Genomic DNA, 17554 nt, shown 5'->3' with positions numbered 1-17554 from the left:
CGTTCACCTGTTCCCTTCCCGCTGCTGGACCGGTCCGTCGGCCGGAGTGCTCGCTTGCCCGTCTGCACCGTCCACCTCGGTCAGGTACAGGGCGGCGTCGAGCAGCTGCTGCGTGTACGGGTGCTCCACCCGCCTGGTCCTGATCTGCTCGGGTGCCAACTCCTCGACGACCTGCCCCTTGTACATCACCAGGACGCGGTCGCACAGCGCTTCGACGACGCCAAGATCGTGGGAGATGAAGAGCACGGAGGCCCCGGAGTCGCGCCGGAACTGGTAGATCCGGCGCAGCACCTCGGCCTGTACGGACACGTCGAGCGCCGTGGTCGGCTCATCGGCGATGAGCAACCGCGGGTTGAGCAGCACGGCCTGGGCAATCAAACAGCGCTGCAGCAGTCCGCCGGAGAGCTGGTGCGGATACAGGCTGAGGATCCGCTCCGGGTCCGGGGTGCTCAGCGCCTGCAGCGCCTTGACCAGTTCGGAGTGGGCCTTCGCCCTGTTCCAGCCAAGGTGGCGGCAGAACACATCCGTCAGCTGCGTGCCCATCTTCAGGGAAGGGCTGAAGGTGCTCATCGGATCCTGGTAGACGAGGCTGACGGCACCTGCCAGTTCGGCAGAGGAGTTATCCCCCAGCATGTCCATCCGTCCCACTCGCAGGGTCTCGGCGCGCACCGTCAGGCCGGAGGCCGGCAGCCCCGCCAGGGTCATCGCGGTCAGCGACTTACCGGATCCGGACTCGCCCACGATGCCCAGGATCTCGCCTGGCGCGATGTTGAACGACACCCCGTCGACCAGCGGGGTCGTGGTGCCGTCGGCCTCGGGTTTGGCCACGGTCAGGTCGCGGACCGTGACTCCCGCCGGCTCGGATCCGTCGGCCTGTGCCCCGGCGGCAGAGGCCTTGGCACCGGTCGAGGCCGCGCCCAGGCGGCGGGCCCGGCCGGCGGCCTTGGCGGCGGCCAAGCGGGCGGCCACGCGTGGATCGATCATGGCGGCCAGACCATCGCCGAAGAGCATGATGCCCAGGCCCAACAGGGTGATCGCGATGGCAGGACCCAGCACGCCCCAGGGCTGGCCGGACATCTCGCCCAGGCCGTCGGAGAGCATCCGGCCGAAGTCGTAGTCCGGCGCCTGCACTCCCAGGCCGATGAAGGACAGGCCGGAGAGTTCGACCAGGGTGAACGCGGTGGAGTTCGCCGCGGCCACGGACAGCGGGATCGCGATGTTCGGCAGGATGTGGCGCACCGCCATGCGCAGCCGGCTGACACCCTGCAGGTCGGCCATGTTCACGAAGTCCTCGCCGACGACCTTGGCCGAGAGGTTCGCGGTCAGGCGGATGTAGGCCGGGATCCCGGCGATGCCGACGGCGACCATGGCCGACAGCGAGCCCGGACCCATGATGGCGGCGACGATGAGCGCCAGGATCATCGACGGGAAGGCCACAGCCACGGCGTTGATCTGGAAGATCACCGCGCGCAGTTTGGAGCCCACCAGCCACACCAATACGCCGATCAGCGTGCCGATGATGAGTGCCATGAGGCTGGCGCCGAAGGTCAACAGCAGGGTCAGGCGGGCCGCGACCATGACGCGGGCGAAGATATCGCGGCCGAACCCGTCCGTGCCGAAGGGATGGTCGCCACCGGCTCCGCTGCGCGTGTTGAGCGCATCGATCGTGGTGGCCGGCCCGCGGAAGATCATGGGGCCGATGATGGCCAGCACGATGAAGACCAGCAGAATGATGCCGCCGGCGTAGAAGACGGCGTTGCCGCGGCGGCGCGCGCCGGTGGCCCTGCCCGGTGCGGGCGTGGGACCGTCCGGGGCTGCGGGCGCCTTGGCCGGGACGGGGGAGATGGACTGGCTCATGAGTTGCTCCCGGGGGTCAGAGTGCGCGGATCGATCAGTGCGAGCACCATGTCGATGATGATGTTGATGATCACCGCGACCATGCCGAGGACCAGAATGGTGCCCTGGACCACCGGGTAGTCGCGGTTGATGATGGCGTTGACGACGCTGGTGCCCAGACCCGGCCAGGAGAACACCTGCTCCATGATCAGCGCCCCGCCGATCATGCCCGAGAGCATGAGGCCGGACATGGTCAGTGCCGAGGTCGCCACATTGGGCAGCAGATACTTGAAGTTGATGCGGTTGCGCGACAGGCGCCAGCCCTCGGCGGTGCGGATGAAGTCGGATTCGAAGGCGCTTTCGGCCTCGCGGCGGACCACCCGCGACAGCGAGCAGACCGGGCCGATCGACAGGGCGATGATCGGTAGGACGAACGAGGACGCGCTCTGGGCCCCGCCTGCCGGCAGGACACTCAGGCTCAGTGCGAAGACGATGATGAGCACGGTGCCGCGGACATAGACCGGGATCGCATCGATGAAGGCGGTGACCCAGCTGAACGCCACGTCCAGCCAGCGGCGGCGTCCGGCCCTGGTCAGCACGGCCACGCCGATACCGGCCAGGATCGCCACGAGCATCGTGATGACGATCGCGGAGAAGGCGACGATCAGCGTGTAGGGCGCGCGTAGCAGGATCTGCGTGCCCACGGTTCCGATCCGGTAGGAGTAGCCCAGGGAGCCGTTGAAGATGTTCTGCACGTAGTGGCCGAACTGCACCCACCAGGGTGCGTCGAGGCCCAGGTCCCGTCTGACCTGTTCGACCTGGGCCTGATCGGCTTCCAGGCCCGCCGCCAGCCGCGCCGGATCACCCGGAATCAGCTGGACGATGAGGAAGGTGACGAAGATCAGGATGATGAAGGACAACAGCAGAGTGCCGACCTTGCGGAAGGCGAATCTGGCCCACGGGGTCGTCGACCAACTGGGTATGAGAGAGGGTGGGATGACGGAGAACAGCCGGCTGTCGGCTTGAAGGGTGTCTGTTTTCATGGTGGTCAACCTTGCGCTTCGTCGATGGATCAGTCGGTGATGCGGATGGTCGTGAAGTCCTGGCGGTTGTTCGGCGTCAGGTACTCCACTCCGGCCCGCGATGCGTAGAAGGTCGCCGAGCCGGACAGCGGGACCACATCGGCGCGGCCCAGGAAGTTCGCCTGGAGCTTCTGATACGCCTGGCACTTGGATTCGGCGTCGTCGGAGGTCATGACCTCGGTGACGAGTTTCTCGCCCTCGGGGTTCTTCGCCCGTGTCATCGATCGGCCGCCGTCCTCGATCGGCACGCCCATCAGCCGGCTGACCGAGGTCCACAGCGTGACGGTCTGGTTGACGGTGCCGAACAGGGTGATGTCCCATGTGTCCGATTCCGGTCCCAGTACCAGGGAGGCCCACGTGGCGTTGTCTGTCAGGGCGTAGTCCACGTCGGCGCCGGCGTTTTCCAGCTCCTGGTAGATGTACTCCGCACCGATGCCGCCGGGCCCAAACGAGTTCGAGGCCGCGTACTTCATCTTCACGCCTTTGAGCACTCCAGAGTCCTTGACGGCTTGCGGATCGTACTGTTGCAGCAGCGAGGCGTCGGTATTGGCGCACTGCATGTTCTTATCGCCCACTGTCAGCTGATCGTCGCTCTTGCCCGCGTAGGCAATCTGGTTGTAGTTCTTGTTCAACAGCACCTGGCCCACGGCCTTGCGCAGTTTCTCGTCTTTGAACGGACTGGTGTCGGCCTGGTTGAACACCACGTACTGTTCGCCGATGATGATGGTCGCTACGTTCTGGAACCGATCCGTGTCGGTGGGGCTGATGACACCCAGATCCAGCGACCCGCCCAGGATCTCATTGGCGTTCGTCGAGGTGTCCGCGCCCACGGAGAAGTCCAAGGTGCCGGGCACGCGCCCGGGCAGGTCCGCTGCGAACTTCGGCCAGGCGGCGTAGTCCGCGTTGAGCTTGAACCGGTAGTTGATACCGGGTTTGGCCTCGGTCACTGAGTAGGGACCGGAGAAGGCGCCATCCACCGTTCCGGCCTTGAGGCCCTTGAGATCGGCCAGGCCGGCCGGGCACACGATGCCGGAGCCGATCACGGTCAGGCCCGGTTCGATTTCGCCGAAGGGTTCGCTGACCTTGATGTCGACGGTTTTCGCGTCCTTCTTCGACACCGTGACGTCGCCGGATCCGAAGGACAGTGACTTCATGGCCGATTTGGTTGCCGGGTCGACGAAGCGCTGCAGGGATTTCACGACCACGTCCGCGTCGATGGGCGTGCCATCGGAACAAGTGGCGCCATCGCGAAGGGTGACGGTGCCGCCCTTCGAACCGATCTTCCAGTCCTGGGCCAGTCCGCCGACGATCTTGCCCTTGTCGTCGTAGCGCAGCAGCGTGTCGTAAAGCATGCGCGCGGCGTAGTAGTCGTCGCCGGCGGTCAGCAGAGCGGGGTCGAAGGTGGTCGGGTCGGCGGAGAACCTGGCCCTGACCGTATCCCCCTCGGGCGCCGCGCCCAGTGAACAGCCGGTCAGCACCAGCGCCAGGGCCGAGGTTCCGGCTGCCAGAGCGGCTGCCAGACGGCGGGTGCGGCGCCGGGGTCGGTGGCCGTCCGGCCGTGGTTTGAACACTCTGATGCTCACGGTTGCCCCTTCGGGTCGGTGATGGGTTCTGCGAATGCCGCACTCGAGGCACGGGTGGCCAGGGTGACGGGGACGACGACGCGCGTCGGCGGGGTCTTCGGTTCGGTCAGGCGTGCGGTCATGAGGTCGAGTGCGGTCCTGGCCATCTCCCGCAGGCTCACATGCACAGAGCTCAGCGGTGGCTGCAGATGACGTGAGAGCGGGGCGTCGTCGAAGCCCACCACCGACAGCTGCCCTGGGACATCGACCGACATGGATCGGGCCACGTCGAGCAGTCCCAGAGCGATGATGTCGCTGGTGACGAAAACCGCGGTGGGGGTGGGTGCGTGGGCCAGAATGTGTGGCAGGGCCGAGGCCCCGAAGTTCTGTGTGAACGGGCCCCGGACGATCAGCTGTGTATGTGGGTCGACGCCGGCGGTCAGCAGAGCCTCGGAGTATCCGCGCAAGCGCTCGGACTGGGAGTTCAGGGAGTCCGGTCCGATGACGCAGGCAATCCTGCGGTGGCCCAGGCGCAGCAGGTGGCTGGTGGCTTGGAATGCGCCGGCATAGTCGTCGTGGACGACCAGGTCGGTGGCGGGAGTCTGCGCGCCCCGGGTCAACCCTGCCTGCTCGTCATCGAGCACGACCACGGGAAGGCCTGCCGCCAGGGCGCGGGTGAGCGCAGGGTTCGCATGGTGGGTGCCGATGTAGAACAGCCCTGCCAGGTCGAGCCCTGCGAAGAGGTCCACCAGGGCCTCCTGGCGTGCCGGCTGGTCGAAGGCGATGCTGACGATGAGTTCGCAGCCGGCCCGATGGGCGGCCTGGGAGAGTTCGTGGACCAGTTGGGCGAAGTACTGGTTGAGGGCCTCGGGGACGATGAGGCCGAGGACGGGGGAGGAGTGCTGCGGCTCACGTCCGGTGGGTGCTGTGGGCTCGGCCGACATCGTGGGTGCGGCGTCCGCGGTGGGCGCTGCCGGGTTCGCAGGGCCCGCCGGTCGTTGGTAACCGGTGGCGGTTACCGCGGCGTCGATCCGGCCGGCGGTCTCCAGCTTGAGGTCGAGGGTGCCGTTGAGGTAGCGCGACACGGTGGAGCCCGCGACTCCGGCCGCGGCTGCGACGTCGCGGATCGTGGGGCGCTTGGAATCCATGGGCATCCTTGAGGGTGTCGGTGGAAGACTGCGGTGGGCTGTTGCGCAATAACGCTATGTGATGCGAAACACGGAGTCAACAGATTTTCAGGACGGGTTCGAATCGGTACATATGGCCGCTGACCAGGGGATTCTTAACGCATCTGTTGTGTGAATGTTTTCTCAAGTTATGGTATGAATATGTAACAGATCACAATCAACCATCCTTCCCCTGTTGAAACCGGATATCTGTGAAACCGCACCGTCTGTGGACCGGGAACTTCGTCCTCGCCATCTTCGTCAACCTCTTCCTGTGCATGGTCTTCTACCTGCTGGTCACTTCGATGGCGGGCTACGCCCTGACCCGGTTCCACACCGGGCAGGCCCTGGCCGGGCTCGCGTCGAGCGCTTTCATCACCGGTTCCGTGCTGGGCCGGATCTTCGCCGGGAAGTACATCGACCTGGTAGGGCGCAAGCGGGCCCTGCTCATCACCCTGGCAGTGTCGATCGGCGTGGCCCTGGTGCACCAGGCCGTGGGCGGGATCTGGTTGCTCATCACCCTGCGCTTCCTGCACGGGGCCGTCTACGGCTTCAGCCACAGTGTGCTCATGGTCGCGGCCCAATCGCTTATCCCACCCGCCCGCCGGGCCGAGGGCACCGGGTATTTCGGCGTGGCGGGATCCCTGGCCTCGGCCGCGGGACCCGCAGTGGCGGTGGCCCTGGTGCACTCACTGGGCTACAACTGGCTGTTCACTGCAGCGGCAGCTTCCTCGCTCATCGCTGGCGTCTTCGTGATCTTCCTCAAGATCCCCGAACGCACCCCGTCGCGCGAGGAGGTGGCCGATAAATGGCGGCTGTCGCTGCGCAGCGTGATCGAACCGGGCGCGGTGGCGATCTCCGGGGTCATGTTCATCGGCGGCATCGCCTTCGCATCCGTCCTGGCCTTCCTCGATACCCATACAACGGAGGCGGGGATGCCGGGGATGGCCGGCTGGTTCTTCGTCGTCTACGCCGCCACCACCCTGGCCGCACGCCTGCTGCTGGGCCGGGTGCAGGACCGCAGGGGCGACGATCTGGTCGTCTACCCCATGCTGGTCCTGGCGATGGGCGGCCTGCTACTCCTGGCGGTAGGGCAGGGGCCTGCCGCGGTACTGGTCGCCGGGGGCTTCCTGGGCGTGGGCTTCGGAACGCTCATGCCGGCGATCCAGACGATTGTGGTCAACCGCTCCACCCCGGCCCGGATGGGAGTGGCCGTGTCCACGTACTTCCTGGTGATGGACCTGGGCACCGGCTTCGGGCCGCTGCTGCTGGGCAGCCTGGCCCAGGCCGGGGGCACCCGGTCGATCTTCGCCGGCGGTATCGTCGTCACCCTGCTGGCGCTGGTGCTCTACGCACTGGTCACCCGTCGGCCCAAACCCAAGCCGGCATAATGCCGGCGCACAAGGGGCCGCCGCACCGGTGGCCACAAGCACCCGACCCCTATGACCTCGGGCCCGGAACCCGGGGGTAAGGAGAAACGGAAATGAGAATCGACGCCATCTTCACCGGCGATTTCGTCACCGGCGATGCCGCAGCGCCCAGGGCCGGTGCCCTGGCCGTGGACCGCGGCCGGATCCTGGCCCTCGGCGCCAGTGCCGCCGACCTCACCGGGTTCAGCGCCCGGACCACCTGCGACCTGGGCGGGGCCGTGACGGTGCCCGGCCTGCACGACGCCCACCACCACACCATGGGCACCGGCGAACACCTGGGCAGCATCGACCTGCGCTACCCGAATGTGACGAGCCTGGACGATGTGTACGCCGCCGTCGCCGCGCGCGCCGCCGAACTCCCGGCCGGGCAGTGGGTGCGCGGGGTCGGCTACGATCAGAACCGTCTGGGCGACCACCCCACCGCGGAGGCCATCGACCGGGTGTCCAACGGCCACCCCGTGATCCTCGAACACGTCTCCAAGCACATGCTCGTGGCCAATACCCGGGCGTTCGAACTGGCCGGCTACCCGGAGCGCCAGGGCTTCCCCGATATCGACGGCGGCCGCGTGTTCCGCGACACCGCCGGCCTGGCGGAGGGCCTGCTACAGGAATCGGCGAAGGACCCGATCCAGTTCGTATCCGCCCGGGTGACCAAGGCCGAGGCACTGGCCAACCTGGGCCGGGCCTCGGACCAGGCGGTGGCCTACGGGCTGACCAGTCTGACCGAACCCGGGGTGGTGCTCGGCGGGGCGCTGGGCCTCAACGCGCCGATCATCGACATCTACCAGGACGCGGTGGCCACCGATGTGCTGCGTCCCCGCCAGACCCTCATGCCCTTCCACCAGGTGCTGCACGGCCTGGAGATCAACGCCGAGGGAATGCGGACCCTGGACCTGGGGATCCGGACTGGCTTCGGCGACGACCGGCTGCGGCTGGGCCCGGTCAAAATGGTCTCCGACGGCTCGCTGATCGGCCGGTCGGCCGCCGTGCACGAGTGCTACTGCGGGGAGCCGGAGAACACCGGGGTGATGGTCGTCGACCCCGCCCAGATGCCGGACCTGGTGGCCTCCTACCACCGGGCGGGCTGGTCGGTGGCGATCCACGCGATCGGCGACCGCGCGGTGGACCACGCACTGGACTCCTTCGCCTACGCCCAGCGGGAATTCCCGCGCACCGTGCGCCACCGGATCGAACACTTCGCCATCACCACCGATGCGCAGGTCGCACGGTGCGCTGAACTCGGAGTCGTGCCGGTGCCCCAGGGTGTGTTCGTCTCCGAGTTCGGCGACGGGATCATCTCAGCGATCGGCGCGCAGCGGGCGGCCGGCACCTACCGGATGCGCTCGCTGTTGGATGCGGGCATCGTGGTCCCCGGCTCCACCGACAGCCCGGTCTCCGATGCGAATCCGCTCAAGTCGATCCACGATCTGGTCAACCGCAAGACCTCGGCGGGCGCGGATTTCGGACCGGACGAACGCGTCACCGTGGCCGAGGCCGTACGCGCCTACACCTACGGCTCCGCCTATGCGGTGGGCCGGGAGGATGCAGTGGGCGTGTTGGCACCGGGCATGCTGGCCGACTTCACGACCCTGGATAACGATGTTTTCGCGATCGATCCCGCCGGCATCGAGGAGACGAAGGTCGTGTCCACGGTGATCGGCGGGGAAGTCGTGTATTCCGCCTAGCGGATGCACAGAGGCCCGCACGAACCAGAACGGTCACGTTCTGGTTCGTGCGGGCCTCTGGAATATCAAGCAGCGAGGTTGGCGACTGCGATCGCGGCGGCGAACTTCACTCCAGCGGGGATCGCGGAGGTCTGCGCATCATCGGCGATGAGCAGCCCGTCGGCCTGGAGGCGGTGCAGCAGCCGGGCGCCGCGCTGCGTTTCGGGGCGGGCGGCGGAATGGCCGGCGCGCAGGGCCTGGACCAGGATGCCGCGGACCTCGCGCGAGGCGTCCTCGGCCAGCTGCCGGTCCTCGGCACTGAGCTTCTCGTCCTCGCATTCGAGCAGCGTTCCGACGTAGGTGGCCAGCAGATCCGTGCGGATCGCCGCGGCCCGGTCGGGGTCGGCCTCGTTCCACTGCGCCACCCCGGCACCGGGCAGGGCCTTCGTCGAGGTCAGCTCCAGCAGCTCGAGTTCCTGGAGTGCGACCCAGAACGCGGCCAGCGGTTCGAGCTCCCACATGGTCTTGACCTGGAACGGGTGCTCGGCTGTGCCGTCGCCGGCGGCATCGGCCGGAACCTTGGCGACACCTGCCGCCGCGATCCCCAGCAGGGCCGCAACGGGTTCGATATCGGCCCGGCGCAGCGCCCCGGTCGAGGTCACCGGCTTGCCCTTGCCCAGCCAGTCGAGCAGTCCCGCGACGGCGGCCACCGGTGCGGTGGCATTCAGATCGTGCAGCAAAACTTCGGCCGGGGTGTCTGCGAACTCGCCGGGCAGCTCGCGGACGTCCGTGCGGCTCAGGGCCGGGGCGGTGTGCTGGGGTGCAGTCGGGGCGACAGCGTCTGCTGCTGCGGCCGGGGCCGGCGTGGGGGCGAAGGCTCCGAGGGGCTGGTCCGGCGCGGCGGTCTGTGAGCCGGCCTGCGCGGTGGCCGGTACGAAGGCGGCCAGGGACTGTGCGGCCTCGGCGTCGGTGATGATCGCGTCGAGTGCGGCGATGCCCTGGGCGACCTCGGCGGCGTTGACCAGGGGCTCGCGCGCGAGCTGGAGGAACTGCAGATAGCTGTGCAGTGCGACGGCGATCTCCACCTCGGGATGGCCCGAGCCGGTCAGATCGCTCGTGGCCATCTCGACGACCAGGTCCGCGGTGGGCAGGGCCAGGCTGGCGGGGGAGCCGAAGGAGTTGCGGAAATCTGGGGCGACCTGGAACAGGCCCTCGAGCAGGGCGGTCACCCCGGCCGAGTCCTCGGATCCGGGCTGGTCCAGGTACCAGGAGGTGAAGCGCTGCTGCAGGGAGCGTTCGGTCGCGGCCGAAGGCTGCACATTGCGGTTGCGCAGGGCCGGATTGCCCTGCGGCTTGCGCTTGGCGGACTTCGCTGACTTCTTGGTGCGTTTGTTCTTAGACATCGGAACAAGTGTAGAAGGTGAACCGGGGACGGGCTTTCGGCTTGGGATCGGGGGACAATGGGAATGGATGCTGGTAGTCGGATCGTCTCCGAACCACGCACGGATCCTTCCTGAGCCCTCAAGCCCCTCGAGGGTCTCCCGCGCCAGGTCCATGAACGCCAGAGTGGCGGGGAGACCTGCGCACCGCGCCGGGTGCCGAAGGCGTAGTGTTCCAGGATGGGCGGGCGCTGGGACAGCGTCACGATGTCGATGGGATGTTCGGTCATCCGGGGATCGAGCGAGGCGTAGACCGCCTGGTCCTCGAACTCCACGGGCACCAGGTCGAGTTCATGGTCGTCCATCGCCAGCTGCATGAGACCGGCCTCACCTCCCCGGCTGGCACGATTCCGTGCGCTGCCCTGCATCTCGCGGAATATGCGGATGGCTCAGAAGCGCACCGCATCGACGAACTTCTTGAGATCCTCGTTCTGCGTGTTGTTGAAGGCATCCTGCGGTGTGGTGTTCACCGCGATCTCACCCTCGTGGAAGAAGACCAGGCGGTCCGCTGCTTTGGCTGCGAACGCCATGTCGTGAGTCACCAGGGCCACGGCAATCCCATCCGTCTCCTTGAGCCGCCGCAGGACCTCGAGGACCTCGGCCGCCACGGGCGGGTCGAGTGCCGAAGTGATCTCGTCGCACAACAGCAACTTGGGTCTCATCATGAGCGCCCGAGCGATCGCCACGCGCTGGCGCTCGCCGCCGGAGAGCTGGGCGGGCTTGGAACGGATGTGCTGGGACATCCCCACTTCCTCCAGCGCCGCCGCGGCCCGGCTCCTGGCCTCTTCGTCGCTTAGGCCCAGTCTCTTGCGTGGGGCCAGCGTGAGGTTGGCCAGGACATCCATGTGGGGCCACAGTGTGTAGGACTGGAAGATCATCCCGATGTGCTGGTCGATCTCGTCCCAGGCCTCCGTATACTCCTCGTCGTCGAAAACGACTTGGTCGTCGAAGGTGATCACGCCGTCATCCGGCTCCGTCAGGCCCGCCAACACTCGCAGCAGAGTGGACTTGCCGGAGCCAGACTTGCCGATGATGACGGTGATGTCCCCGACGTGCATGTCGAAGTCGATGTTCTTCAGGATCTCTCGGTCGCCGAAGGACTTCTTCAGGCCTCGGGCCGAAACCAGGATGTCGCCCCGGTCGGCGCTGATGCCGGGTCCCGCATCCGGGGTGTTCGTAGTGCTACTCATGGAGTGTGTCCTTTTGTCGTCATTCGCCGCCCTGCTTGCGCAGGGTCCTGTACTGCTTGCCGCTGCCGGCTACGGCCGGGAGCATCTTGCGGCGCCTGGGCACCTGGGTCTGTGAGTCCTGCATCCGGCGCTCGATCCAGCTGGTCAGCAGGGATGCGGGGAAGGCGACGATGAAATATATGAGCGCCGCGACCGTGAAAACCTCCAGCGATCTATATGTTTCCGTGGAGATCGTGTTGGCCGCGAACATCAGATCACCCACCGCGATCGTGGACACCAGGCTGTGTCCTTGAACAGGGTGATGTCGAGCGAGAGGATGACCGGCAACTGTTGGCGCATGGCCTGCGGCAAAATGATGTAGCGCAGCCTCTGGGCATAGGACAGGCGCAGCATCTGGCCTGCCTCGACCTGTTCGACGGGGACGGACTGGAAACCGCTGCGGTAGGCCTCGGCCATAAAGGCCGTGAGATTCAGCGACAGAGTGATGAAGGCGGACAGGAACCCAGGAAGCGTCAGGCCGATGAGTGCCGGCATCGCATAGAACACCCAGAACAGTTGGACTAGCAGGGGTGTACAGCGGAAGATCTCGATGTAGACCTGCGCGATCCAGCGGATCACGCGGATCTCCGACATTCGGGCGACGGCCACCGGTACGGCCAGGATCATGCTGGTTACAATCGCCAGCAGGGCCAGCTCGATGGTGGTCAGGAGTCCCTGGCCCAACCGGTCGAGACTATTGGTCACGACGGACCAGTCGAAGTCGTAGTTGAACATGCGGCCCGCCCTACTTCTTGATCAGATCGGGCGAGGTATCCGGCAGATCATCCGCCGGGACGTAGCCGACTTTCTTGTAGGCGGCGTCCAAGTCGTTTTCGTTGCGGGCACGGTCGATCGCCACGTTGATGACGTTGAGCGAGCGGTAGTCGATGTCGGTGGGTACACCGTAGGCGGCTTTGCCCTGGTAGATGGCGGTGTCCGGGATGATCATCTTGAGGTTCTTATCCGCCTGTACCTGGGCCAGCGCGGCCGGGTAGTCGGCGAATTCACCCACGACGCGCTTCGCGTTGAGCGCGGAAACGGAATTGGCGTATTCCTTGAAAGACGTGGTGTTCTTCGTCAGTGATTTCATGGTCGTCTCCAGCGCGGTTCCCTGCGCCGTGGCGATTTTGCCATCCGTGTTATTCAAGACGTCGTCGGCCGTCGTGTATTTCGAGTCGGCGCGCACAACGAAGACGCCGGGGTATTCCCAGACGGAATCGGTGAAGCTGATGGACATGGATCGGGAAATGGTCTGGTCCAGGCTGGCGGCGAAGTCATAACGATCGGCCTGCAGGCCCGCCACGATGTTGTTCCATTCGGCGGGAACGGGCTCGACCTCGACGCCCAAATCCTTTGCCAGGTTCTGTAGGGGGATGATGTTGGGGCCGCCGTAGGTGCCATCGTCCTCTTGCATGGTCATGGGCGGTGCCAAGGCGATGCCGATGCGCAGTTTTCCGTTGGCCTTGATCTTCTCCAGGAAGGCGCCGGGTTCTTGCCCGTTTGCTCCTCCTGCGCCGCTCCCGTTACCGCTGCCGATCTTGGCCCCGACGAACCCACCGGCCAGGCCTAAAACGATGATCAGGACTACGATGATGCTCCACTGATTGGGAGTCACGCCCTTCTTCGACTTCGCCACAATTCACCCGCTCCTCAAAGTGTTTGATTGTCGTTCTGTAAGTCCGCCTTGATCCTAAATGATGATCTAGATCACGTCGAATCGGTAAGGTGTGTATCGAAACCAGGACAAGGAGTGTTTTCCGTATGAAATCGTGAGAGAAGGCGATACTCCACAACCAGCCTTGTTTCCAGGAATCATGCGGGATGTGGACTGTAGGCAAGTCGGTTCTTTGGTGTGTGTGGGAGTGTGACCGGAGGGGTGTCGTGTGGCGGCCCGATTTCCGGGAGAGTGCGAGGATCTCCCGTGAGGGCGTGGAATCCTCGTGTTCTGGCGGGTGTTAAGCGGTGCTGAACGGTTCGTTTACCATTCATCGATCCTCCACCTGATGGACGGCTGTGATTCACAACATCTTTATTGCTATGGTCTAGATCACATGAAATAGATTCGGCAGAACCCACCTGTGCTGAATCCAACCCCCGGTTCCGTACCCCTGGAGGACACATGAAATCCGTTAAGCAGCGCGCCCGTTTCACGAAGATGTGGGCAGGACTCGCCGCGCTCGGCTTGATCGCCTCGCTGTCCGCCTGCAATGCCGATGAAGCCACTGCCGGCGATGATGGCGCCCCGCAGGGGGCCGACACCGTCGAGGCCGCCGGGAAGGTGGTGGACGGCATCTCGAAGGACGACGCTCTGGCGGCCAAGCTGCCGGATAAGTACAAGGAATCGGCGAACGTCTCGATGACCTTCACCTTCCCGCCCATGCGGTACAGGGAGGGCGATAAGGAGCTCGGCGCGGAATACGAACTGGCCCGCGCCGTGACGAAGAAGCTGGGCATTGAGATGAAGGTCCAGGAAGTCGCCTTCGACGGGGTCATCCCCGCGCTCAAGGCGAACCGGGTGGACTTCGCGGTGGCCTCATATGCCGACCTCCCCGACCGCCGCAAGGAAGTGTCCTTTGTGGACTACTACCGTTCCGCCACCGCCCTCGAGGTGAAGAAGGGCAATCCGCTGGGAGTGAAGAGCCTGTCGGATATGTGTGGTCACAGCCTCGCGCTGCAGACGGGCATCGAGTCCGTGGAAACGGCTAAGAGCGAGAGCAAGAAGTGTGAGACCGACGGGAAGAAACCGATCGACGTCAAGCTCTACGAATCCAGCAATGACGCGACCCTGGCCGTGGTCAACGGCCGTGCCGACGCCACGGGCAATGACTACCCGGCGGCAGTTCACGAGGCCAAGAGTGTGGGCGGCGGCAATGCCCTGGAGGTCAGCGAGGGCCGGATCTCCTCCGATTACTACTACGGCATCGTGACCCGCAAGGACGACACCGAGCTGCAGGAGACGCTCAAGGAGACTCTGCAGTCGTTGATGGACGGCGGTGAGTACGGCACGATCTTCAAGGCATACGGTCTGAGTGAGGGCATGATCGAGAAGTCGGGCATCAACGACGGCCCGGCGAAAGACTGATCATGAGTACCGTGACTTCGGAAGCACCGACCGACTGGAAGATCAGGTACCACCACAAGTTCAATCCGCGCAAGGTCATCACCGGCGCGATCGGCGTGGTGCTGGTCCTCTTCGTGATCTACCTGTTCGCCACGGGTAATCTGCAGTGGTCGAAGACCCTGGCGTATCTGTTCGACTACCGAATTCTCACGGGCGTGGGCTATACGCTGATCTATTCCGTGCTGGCCATGGTGCTGGGGGTGATCGGCGGTGGCCTGCTGGCGGTCGGGATGCTTTCGGACAATCCCGTGTGGAAGAACCTGTCCAAGGCCTATGTCGCGCTGTTCCGCGCTCTGCCCCTGCTGATCCTGCTGCTCATCTTCTACAACATCGCCATCTTCATCCCGCACCTGGGGATCGGGCCCGCATCCATCGACGTCAACAACGTCGTCACCCCGTTCGCCGCCGCCGTGCTGGGCCTGGCCCTGCACGAGGCCGCGTATATGGCCGAAATCGTGCGCTCCGGGATCAACGGCGTGGCCCGTGGTCAGGCCCAGGCTGCCGAATCCATGGGGATGACCCGCGGTCAGGCGATGCGCTGGGTCATCATGCCCCAGGCCATCAGGCTGATCGTCCCACCCACTGCCAATCAGTTCATTTCGATGCTCAAGAACACGTCCCTGGTCGTGGTGATCGCGGGCAACGACCTGCTGACGGTGACCAAAGAGCTCTATTCGAACAACTTCCTGACCATGGAACTGCTGTTCGTCGCCGCCATCTGGTATCTGGTGCTGGTCCTCATCTTCAGCTGGCTCTCCGGCCTGCTGGAACGACGCTACAGTCGTGGCGCATGACCGGCTCCCATACCCTTTCGCACACGGACCCGCACACGGACCCGCACAAGGAGACCCCATGAGCTTCCTGACCATCGACCATCTGGACAAGTGGTACGGAGACTTCCACGTCCTCGACGACGTCAGTCTGGCGGTCGAACGGGGAGAGGTCATCTGCATCATCGGCCCTTCGGGCTCCGGCAAATCGTCCCTGCTGCGCTGCGTGAACAATCTCGAGGCGATCGACGGGGGCCGGATCCATCTGGATGGCGAGCTGATCGGCATCGAACCCTACAAGGACGGCTTCGCCAAGCTCAAGGGCAAGGTCGCCGCCGCACAGAAACAGCGCTTCGGCTTCGTCTTCCAGAACTTCCAGCTGTTTTCGAATATGACGGTGCTGGAGAACATCATGCTGGCCCCCGTCCGGGTCAAGGGGCAAGCGCGTGCGCAGGCGAGGGAACGGGCGCTGGAACTGCTGGAGAAGGTAGGGCTGTCCGACCGCGCCGATTCCTACCCGGGTGACATCTCCGGCGGCCAGCAGCAGCGCGTGGCGATCGCCAGGGCGCTGGCGATGGATCCCGAGGTGCTGCTGTTCGACGAGCCGACCTCGGCGCTGGACCCGGAACTGGTGGGCGAGGTGCTCAAGACGATCCGCGAACTGGCGGGGCAGGGCTACACCATGTTGGTGGTGACCCATCAACTGGAGTTCGCGCAGAAGGTTGCCGACCGGGTGGTCTTCTTCGACAAGGGCCGGATCGTCGAGCAGGGAGCTCCGGCCGAGGTCCTGGACAATCCGCAGGACCCGCGGACCCGCAAGTTCCTCGAAGCCGTTCAGGTGGAGGTCTGAGGTGCGCGTGACGATCGTGGGCGCGGGCCTGATCGGCCTGACGAGCGCCCTGCGGCTGCGCCGGTCCGGGGCCGAGGTGACCCTGCTGGAACGCGGTGTGGTCGGCTCGGGTGCTGCGCGCGGCAATGCCGGGCAGATCTGCCCGGACCAGGCGACCCCCGTGGCCAAGAGCTCGCTGATCCTATCGGCACTGACCCAGCTGTACCGCCAGGACAGTGCCCTGCACGTGGAACCGGGAACGCTGCCGGGCTATGCGCCGTTCCTCATGCGCGTCGCGCGGAATTCCCTGCCGGGGAGGTATGGGCGCAACCAGGCCGGGCTCAAGGACATCGAGAACCTGGCCACCCGCGCCTTCCTGGATTTCGCCGCCGATATCGGCGTCGAGGTGTCCGATGCGGGGTATCTGCACGTCTACGATTCGGCCGCGGCCGCGGCCGCCGGGCGGGCACACGAACTGGATCGGATGTCAGGCAGTAGCTGGCCCCACGAGGTCTCCGAGGTGGTCGACGGGGCCGGTCTGCAGGTCATCGAGCCCGCCCTGAGCGGAACGGGCTTCGGGTTCCTGGACGCCGGCAGCTATTTCACGAATCCGAACCACTACGTCGACGCCCTGGAGCGTGAACTGCGGGCTGCGGGCGTGACGATCCACGAGGGCATTATGGTCACCTCGGTCACGGATGAGGGTGATGTGCGCCGAGTGCACACCTCGTGCGGGGACTTCGCAGCCGATGCCGTGGTGATCGCAGCCGGAATCGGCAGTGCCCAGGTGGGTGCGACCTCGGGGTACCGGATGCCGATGCGGGCGGGTAAGGGCTACAGCTTCACTGTCGACGCACAGCCCGCCACGGAACATGTGATGATCTTCGAGTCCGCGCACGTCGTCTCCGTGCCTATGGACGGGGCCACCCGGATCGCCGGGACCATGGAGTTCGACGGGGACACCGAACGATTCAATGCGCGGCGGATCGAGCAGATCGTCGCGGGGGTCTCGCCCTATTTGGATTCGGATGTCCTGGCGGTGCGCCGGGACGAGTGGGTCGGATCGCGTCCGCTGACCCCGGACGGCCTGCCGGTGATCGACCGGGTGCCGGGGCTCGAGAACACCTGGATGGCATCGGGCCACAATATGCTGGGGCTGATGTTCGCCCCGTTCACCGCGGGGCTGCTGGTGGACATGGTGATCGGCGGGCGCAGCCTGCGCCACCGCCAGTTCGCCGCTTCCCGGGCCTTCTGAGCGCTCGACCCATGTTATTGAGCTGTTGCACCGGCGTTTCAGGCGGCGGTCTCAAGGTGCTAGTGCAACACCCTTCCCAGGAGGGGCGTATGCCATACATCGCAGTGAACTACTCGAACCAGGAATGGTCCGAGGTGCTTAACGAGATCGTTCGGGGAATTCCTGTCGCCC

The 17554-nt window shown here is 65.5% G+C and carries 15 protein-coding genes; 6 read left to right on the top strand and 9 right to left on the bottom strand.

What is annotated here, in order from left to right; all coding sequences use genetic code 11:
- Positions 1-3: 3 nt before the first annotated feature.
- The 4 genes from NQ036_RS14265 to NQ036_RS14250 are packed head-to-tail and all read right to left on the bottom strand — an operon-like array spanning position 4 to position 5628.
- Positions 4-1857: a dipeptide/oligopeptide/nickel ABC transporter permease/ATP-binding protein gene (locus tag NQ036_RS14265; protein WP_257059748.1), complete on the bottom strand. Its 1854-nt coding sequence runs from the start codon at positions 1855-1857 to the stop codon at positions 4-6.
- A complete protein-coding gene (locus NQ036_RS14260; protein ID WP_257059746.1) occupies positions 1854-2879 on the bottom strand; it encodes an ABC transporter permease in 1026 nt (341 codons plus the stop codon). Before NQ036_RS14260 ends, NQ036_RS14265 begins: the two co-directional genes overlap by 4 nt.
- Positions 2880-2908: 29 nt before the next feature.
- A complete protein-coding gene (locus tag NQ036_RS14255; protein ID WP_257059744.1) occupies positions 2909-4501 on the bottom strand; it encodes an ABC transporter substrate-binding protein in 1593 nt (530 codons plus the stop codon).
- Positions 4498-5628: a LacI family DNA-binding transcriptional regulator gene (locus NQ036_RS14250; protein WP_257059742.1), complete on the bottom strand. Its 1131-nt coding sequence runs from the start codon at positions 5626-5628 to the stop codon at positions 4498-4500. Before NQ036_RS14250 ends, NQ036_RS14255 begins: the two co-directional genes overlap by 4 nt.
- Before the next feature lie 230 nt (positions 5629-5858).
- On the opposite strand from NQ036_RS14250, the gene NQ036_RS14245 reads away from it, so the two are divergent.
- On the top strand, positions 5859-7037 hold the full coding sequence (locus NQ036_RS14245) for an MFS transporter (RefSeq protein ID WP_257059740.1): 1179 nt from the start codon (positions 5859-5861) through the stop codon (positions 7035-7037).
- A gap of 92 nt (positions 7038-7129) precedes the next feature.
- Positions 7130-8761 (top strand): amidohydrolase, encoded by a 1632-nt coding sequence (locus NQ036_RS14240; protein ID WP_257059738.1) that lies wholly within the window; start codon positions 7130-7132, stop codon positions 8759-8761.
- Positions 8762-8826: 65 nt separating this feature from the next.
- Here the strand turns inward: NQ036_RS14240 and NQ036_RS14235 are convergent, their stop codons facing one another.
- The 5 genes from NQ036_RS14235 to NQ036_RS14215 form a co-directional block, all read right to left on the bottom strand.
- The gene (locus NQ036_RS14235) at positions 8827-10143 is read right to left on the bottom strand and encodes a hypothetical protein (protein WP_257059736.1); all 1317 of its coding nucleotides are present in this window, start codon (positions 10141-10143) and stop codon (positions 8827-8829) included.
- Between the two features lie 425 nt (positions 10144-10568).
- Positions 10569-11369, bottom strand: a complete 801-nt coding sequence (locus NQ036_RS14230) for an amino acid ABC transporter ATP-binding protein (protein ID WP_257059734.1) — start codon at positions 11367-11369, stop codon at positions 10569-10571.
- A gap of 19 nt (positions 11370-11388) precedes the next feature.
- On the bottom strand, positions 11389-11646 hold the full coding sequence (locus NQ036_RS14225; protein ID WP_257059732.1) for a hypothetical protein: 258 nt from the start codon (positions 11644-11646) through the stop codon (positions 11389-11391).
- The gene (locus NQ036_RS14220; protein WP_257059729.1) at positions 11619-12143 is read right to left on the bottom strand and encodes an amino acid ABC transporter permease; all 525 of its coding nucleotides are present in this window, start codon (positions 12141-12143) and stop codon (positions 11619-11621) included. The genes NQ036_RS14225 and NQ036_RS14220 overlap by 28 nt, the downstream gene beginning before the upstream one ends.
- A 10-nt stretch (positions 12144-12153) precedes the next feature.
- Positions 12154-13044 (bottom strand): transporter substrate-binding domain-containing protein, encoded by an 891-nt coding sequence (locus NQ036_RS14215; protein WP_257059727.1) that lies wholly within the window; start codon positions 13042-13044, stop codon positions 12154-12156.
- A gap of 483 nt (positions 13045-13527) precedes the next feature.
- Here NQ036_RS14215 and NQ036_RS14210 point away from each other — a divergent pair, with 483 nt between their 5' ends.
- From NQ036_RS14210 to NQ036_RS14195, 4 genes are read left to right on the top strand one after another with little or no spacing between them, the layout of a single operon-like run.
- Positions 13528-14490, top strand: coding sequence for an ABC transporter substrate-binding protein (locus tag NQ036_RS14210; protein WP_257049545.1), 963 nt, complete (start codon positions 13528-13530; stop codon positions 14488-14490).
- Between the two features lie 2 nt (positions 14491-14492).
- A complete protein-coding gene (locus NQ036_RS14205) occupies positions 14493-15323 on the top strand; it encodes an amino acid ABC transporter permease (RefSeq protein WP_257059724.1) in 831 nt (276 codons plus the stop codon).
- A gap of 58 nt (positions 15324-15381) precedes the next feature.
- Positions 15382-16149, top strand: a complete 768-nt coding sequence (locus NQ036_RS14200) for an amino acid ABC transporter ATP-binding protein (protein WP_257059723.1) — start codon at positions 15382-15384, stop codon at positions 16147-16149.
- A gap of 1 nt (position 16150) precedes the next feature.
- A complete protein-coding gene (locus tag NQ036_RS14195) occupies positions 16151-17383 on the top strand; it encodes an FAD-dependent oxidoreductase (protein WP_257059720.1) in 1233 nt (410 codons plus the stop codon).
- Positions 17384-17554: the final 171 nt, after the last annotated feature.

This window comes from Brevibacterium sp. 91QC2O2 (genome assembly GCF_024580695.1).
GTDB lineage: Bacteria > Actinomycetota > Actinomycetes > Actinomycetales > Brevibacteriaceae > Brevibacterium > Brevibacterium moorei.
The sequence above is the reverse complement of the archived record's forward strand: the minus strand, read 5'-3'. Positions and strand labels throughout refer to the sequence as shown.

Coding starts and splice junctions, on each gene's coding strand:
- NQ036_RS14265 (WP_257059748.1), bottom strand. CDS start 1,857: ATGAGCCAGTCCATCTCCCCCGTCCCGGCCAAGGCGCCCGCAGCCCCG.
- NQ036_RS14210 (WP_257049545.1), top strand. CDS start 13,528: ATGAAATCCGTTAAGCAGCGCGCCCGTTTCACGAAGATGTGGGCAGGA.
- NQ036_RS14235 (WP_257059736.1), bottom strand. CDS start 10,143: ATGTCTAAGAACAAACGCACCAAGAAGTCAGCGAAGTCCGCCAAGCGC.
- NQ036_RS14250 (WP_257059742.1), bottom strand. CDS start 5,628: ATGGATTCCAAGCGCCCCACGATCCGCGACGTCGCAGCCGCGGCCGGA.
- NQ036_RS14240 (WP_257059738.1), top strand. CDS start 7,130: ATGAGAATCGACGCCATCTTCACCGGCGATTTCGTCACCGGCGATGCC.
- NQ036_RS14200 (WP_257059723.1), top strand. CDS start 15,382: ATGAGCTTCCTGACCATCGACCATCTGGACAAGTGGTACGGAGACTTC.
- NQ036_RS14220 (WP_257059729.1), bottom strand. CDS start 12,143: ATGTTCAACTACGACTTCGACTGGTCCGTCGTGACCAATAGTCTCGAC.
- NQ036_RS14230 (WP_257059734.1), bottom strand. CDS start 11,369: ATGAGTAGCACTACGAACACCCCGGATGCGGGACCCGGCATCAGCGCC.
- NQ036_RS14205 (WP_257059724.1), top strand. CDS start 14,493: ATGAGTACCGTGACTTCGGAAGCACCGACCGACTGGAAGATCAGGTAC.
- NQ036_RS14260 (WP_257059746.1), bottom strand. CDS start 2,879: ATGAAAACAGACACCCTTCAAGCCGACAGCCGGCTGTTCTCCGTCATC.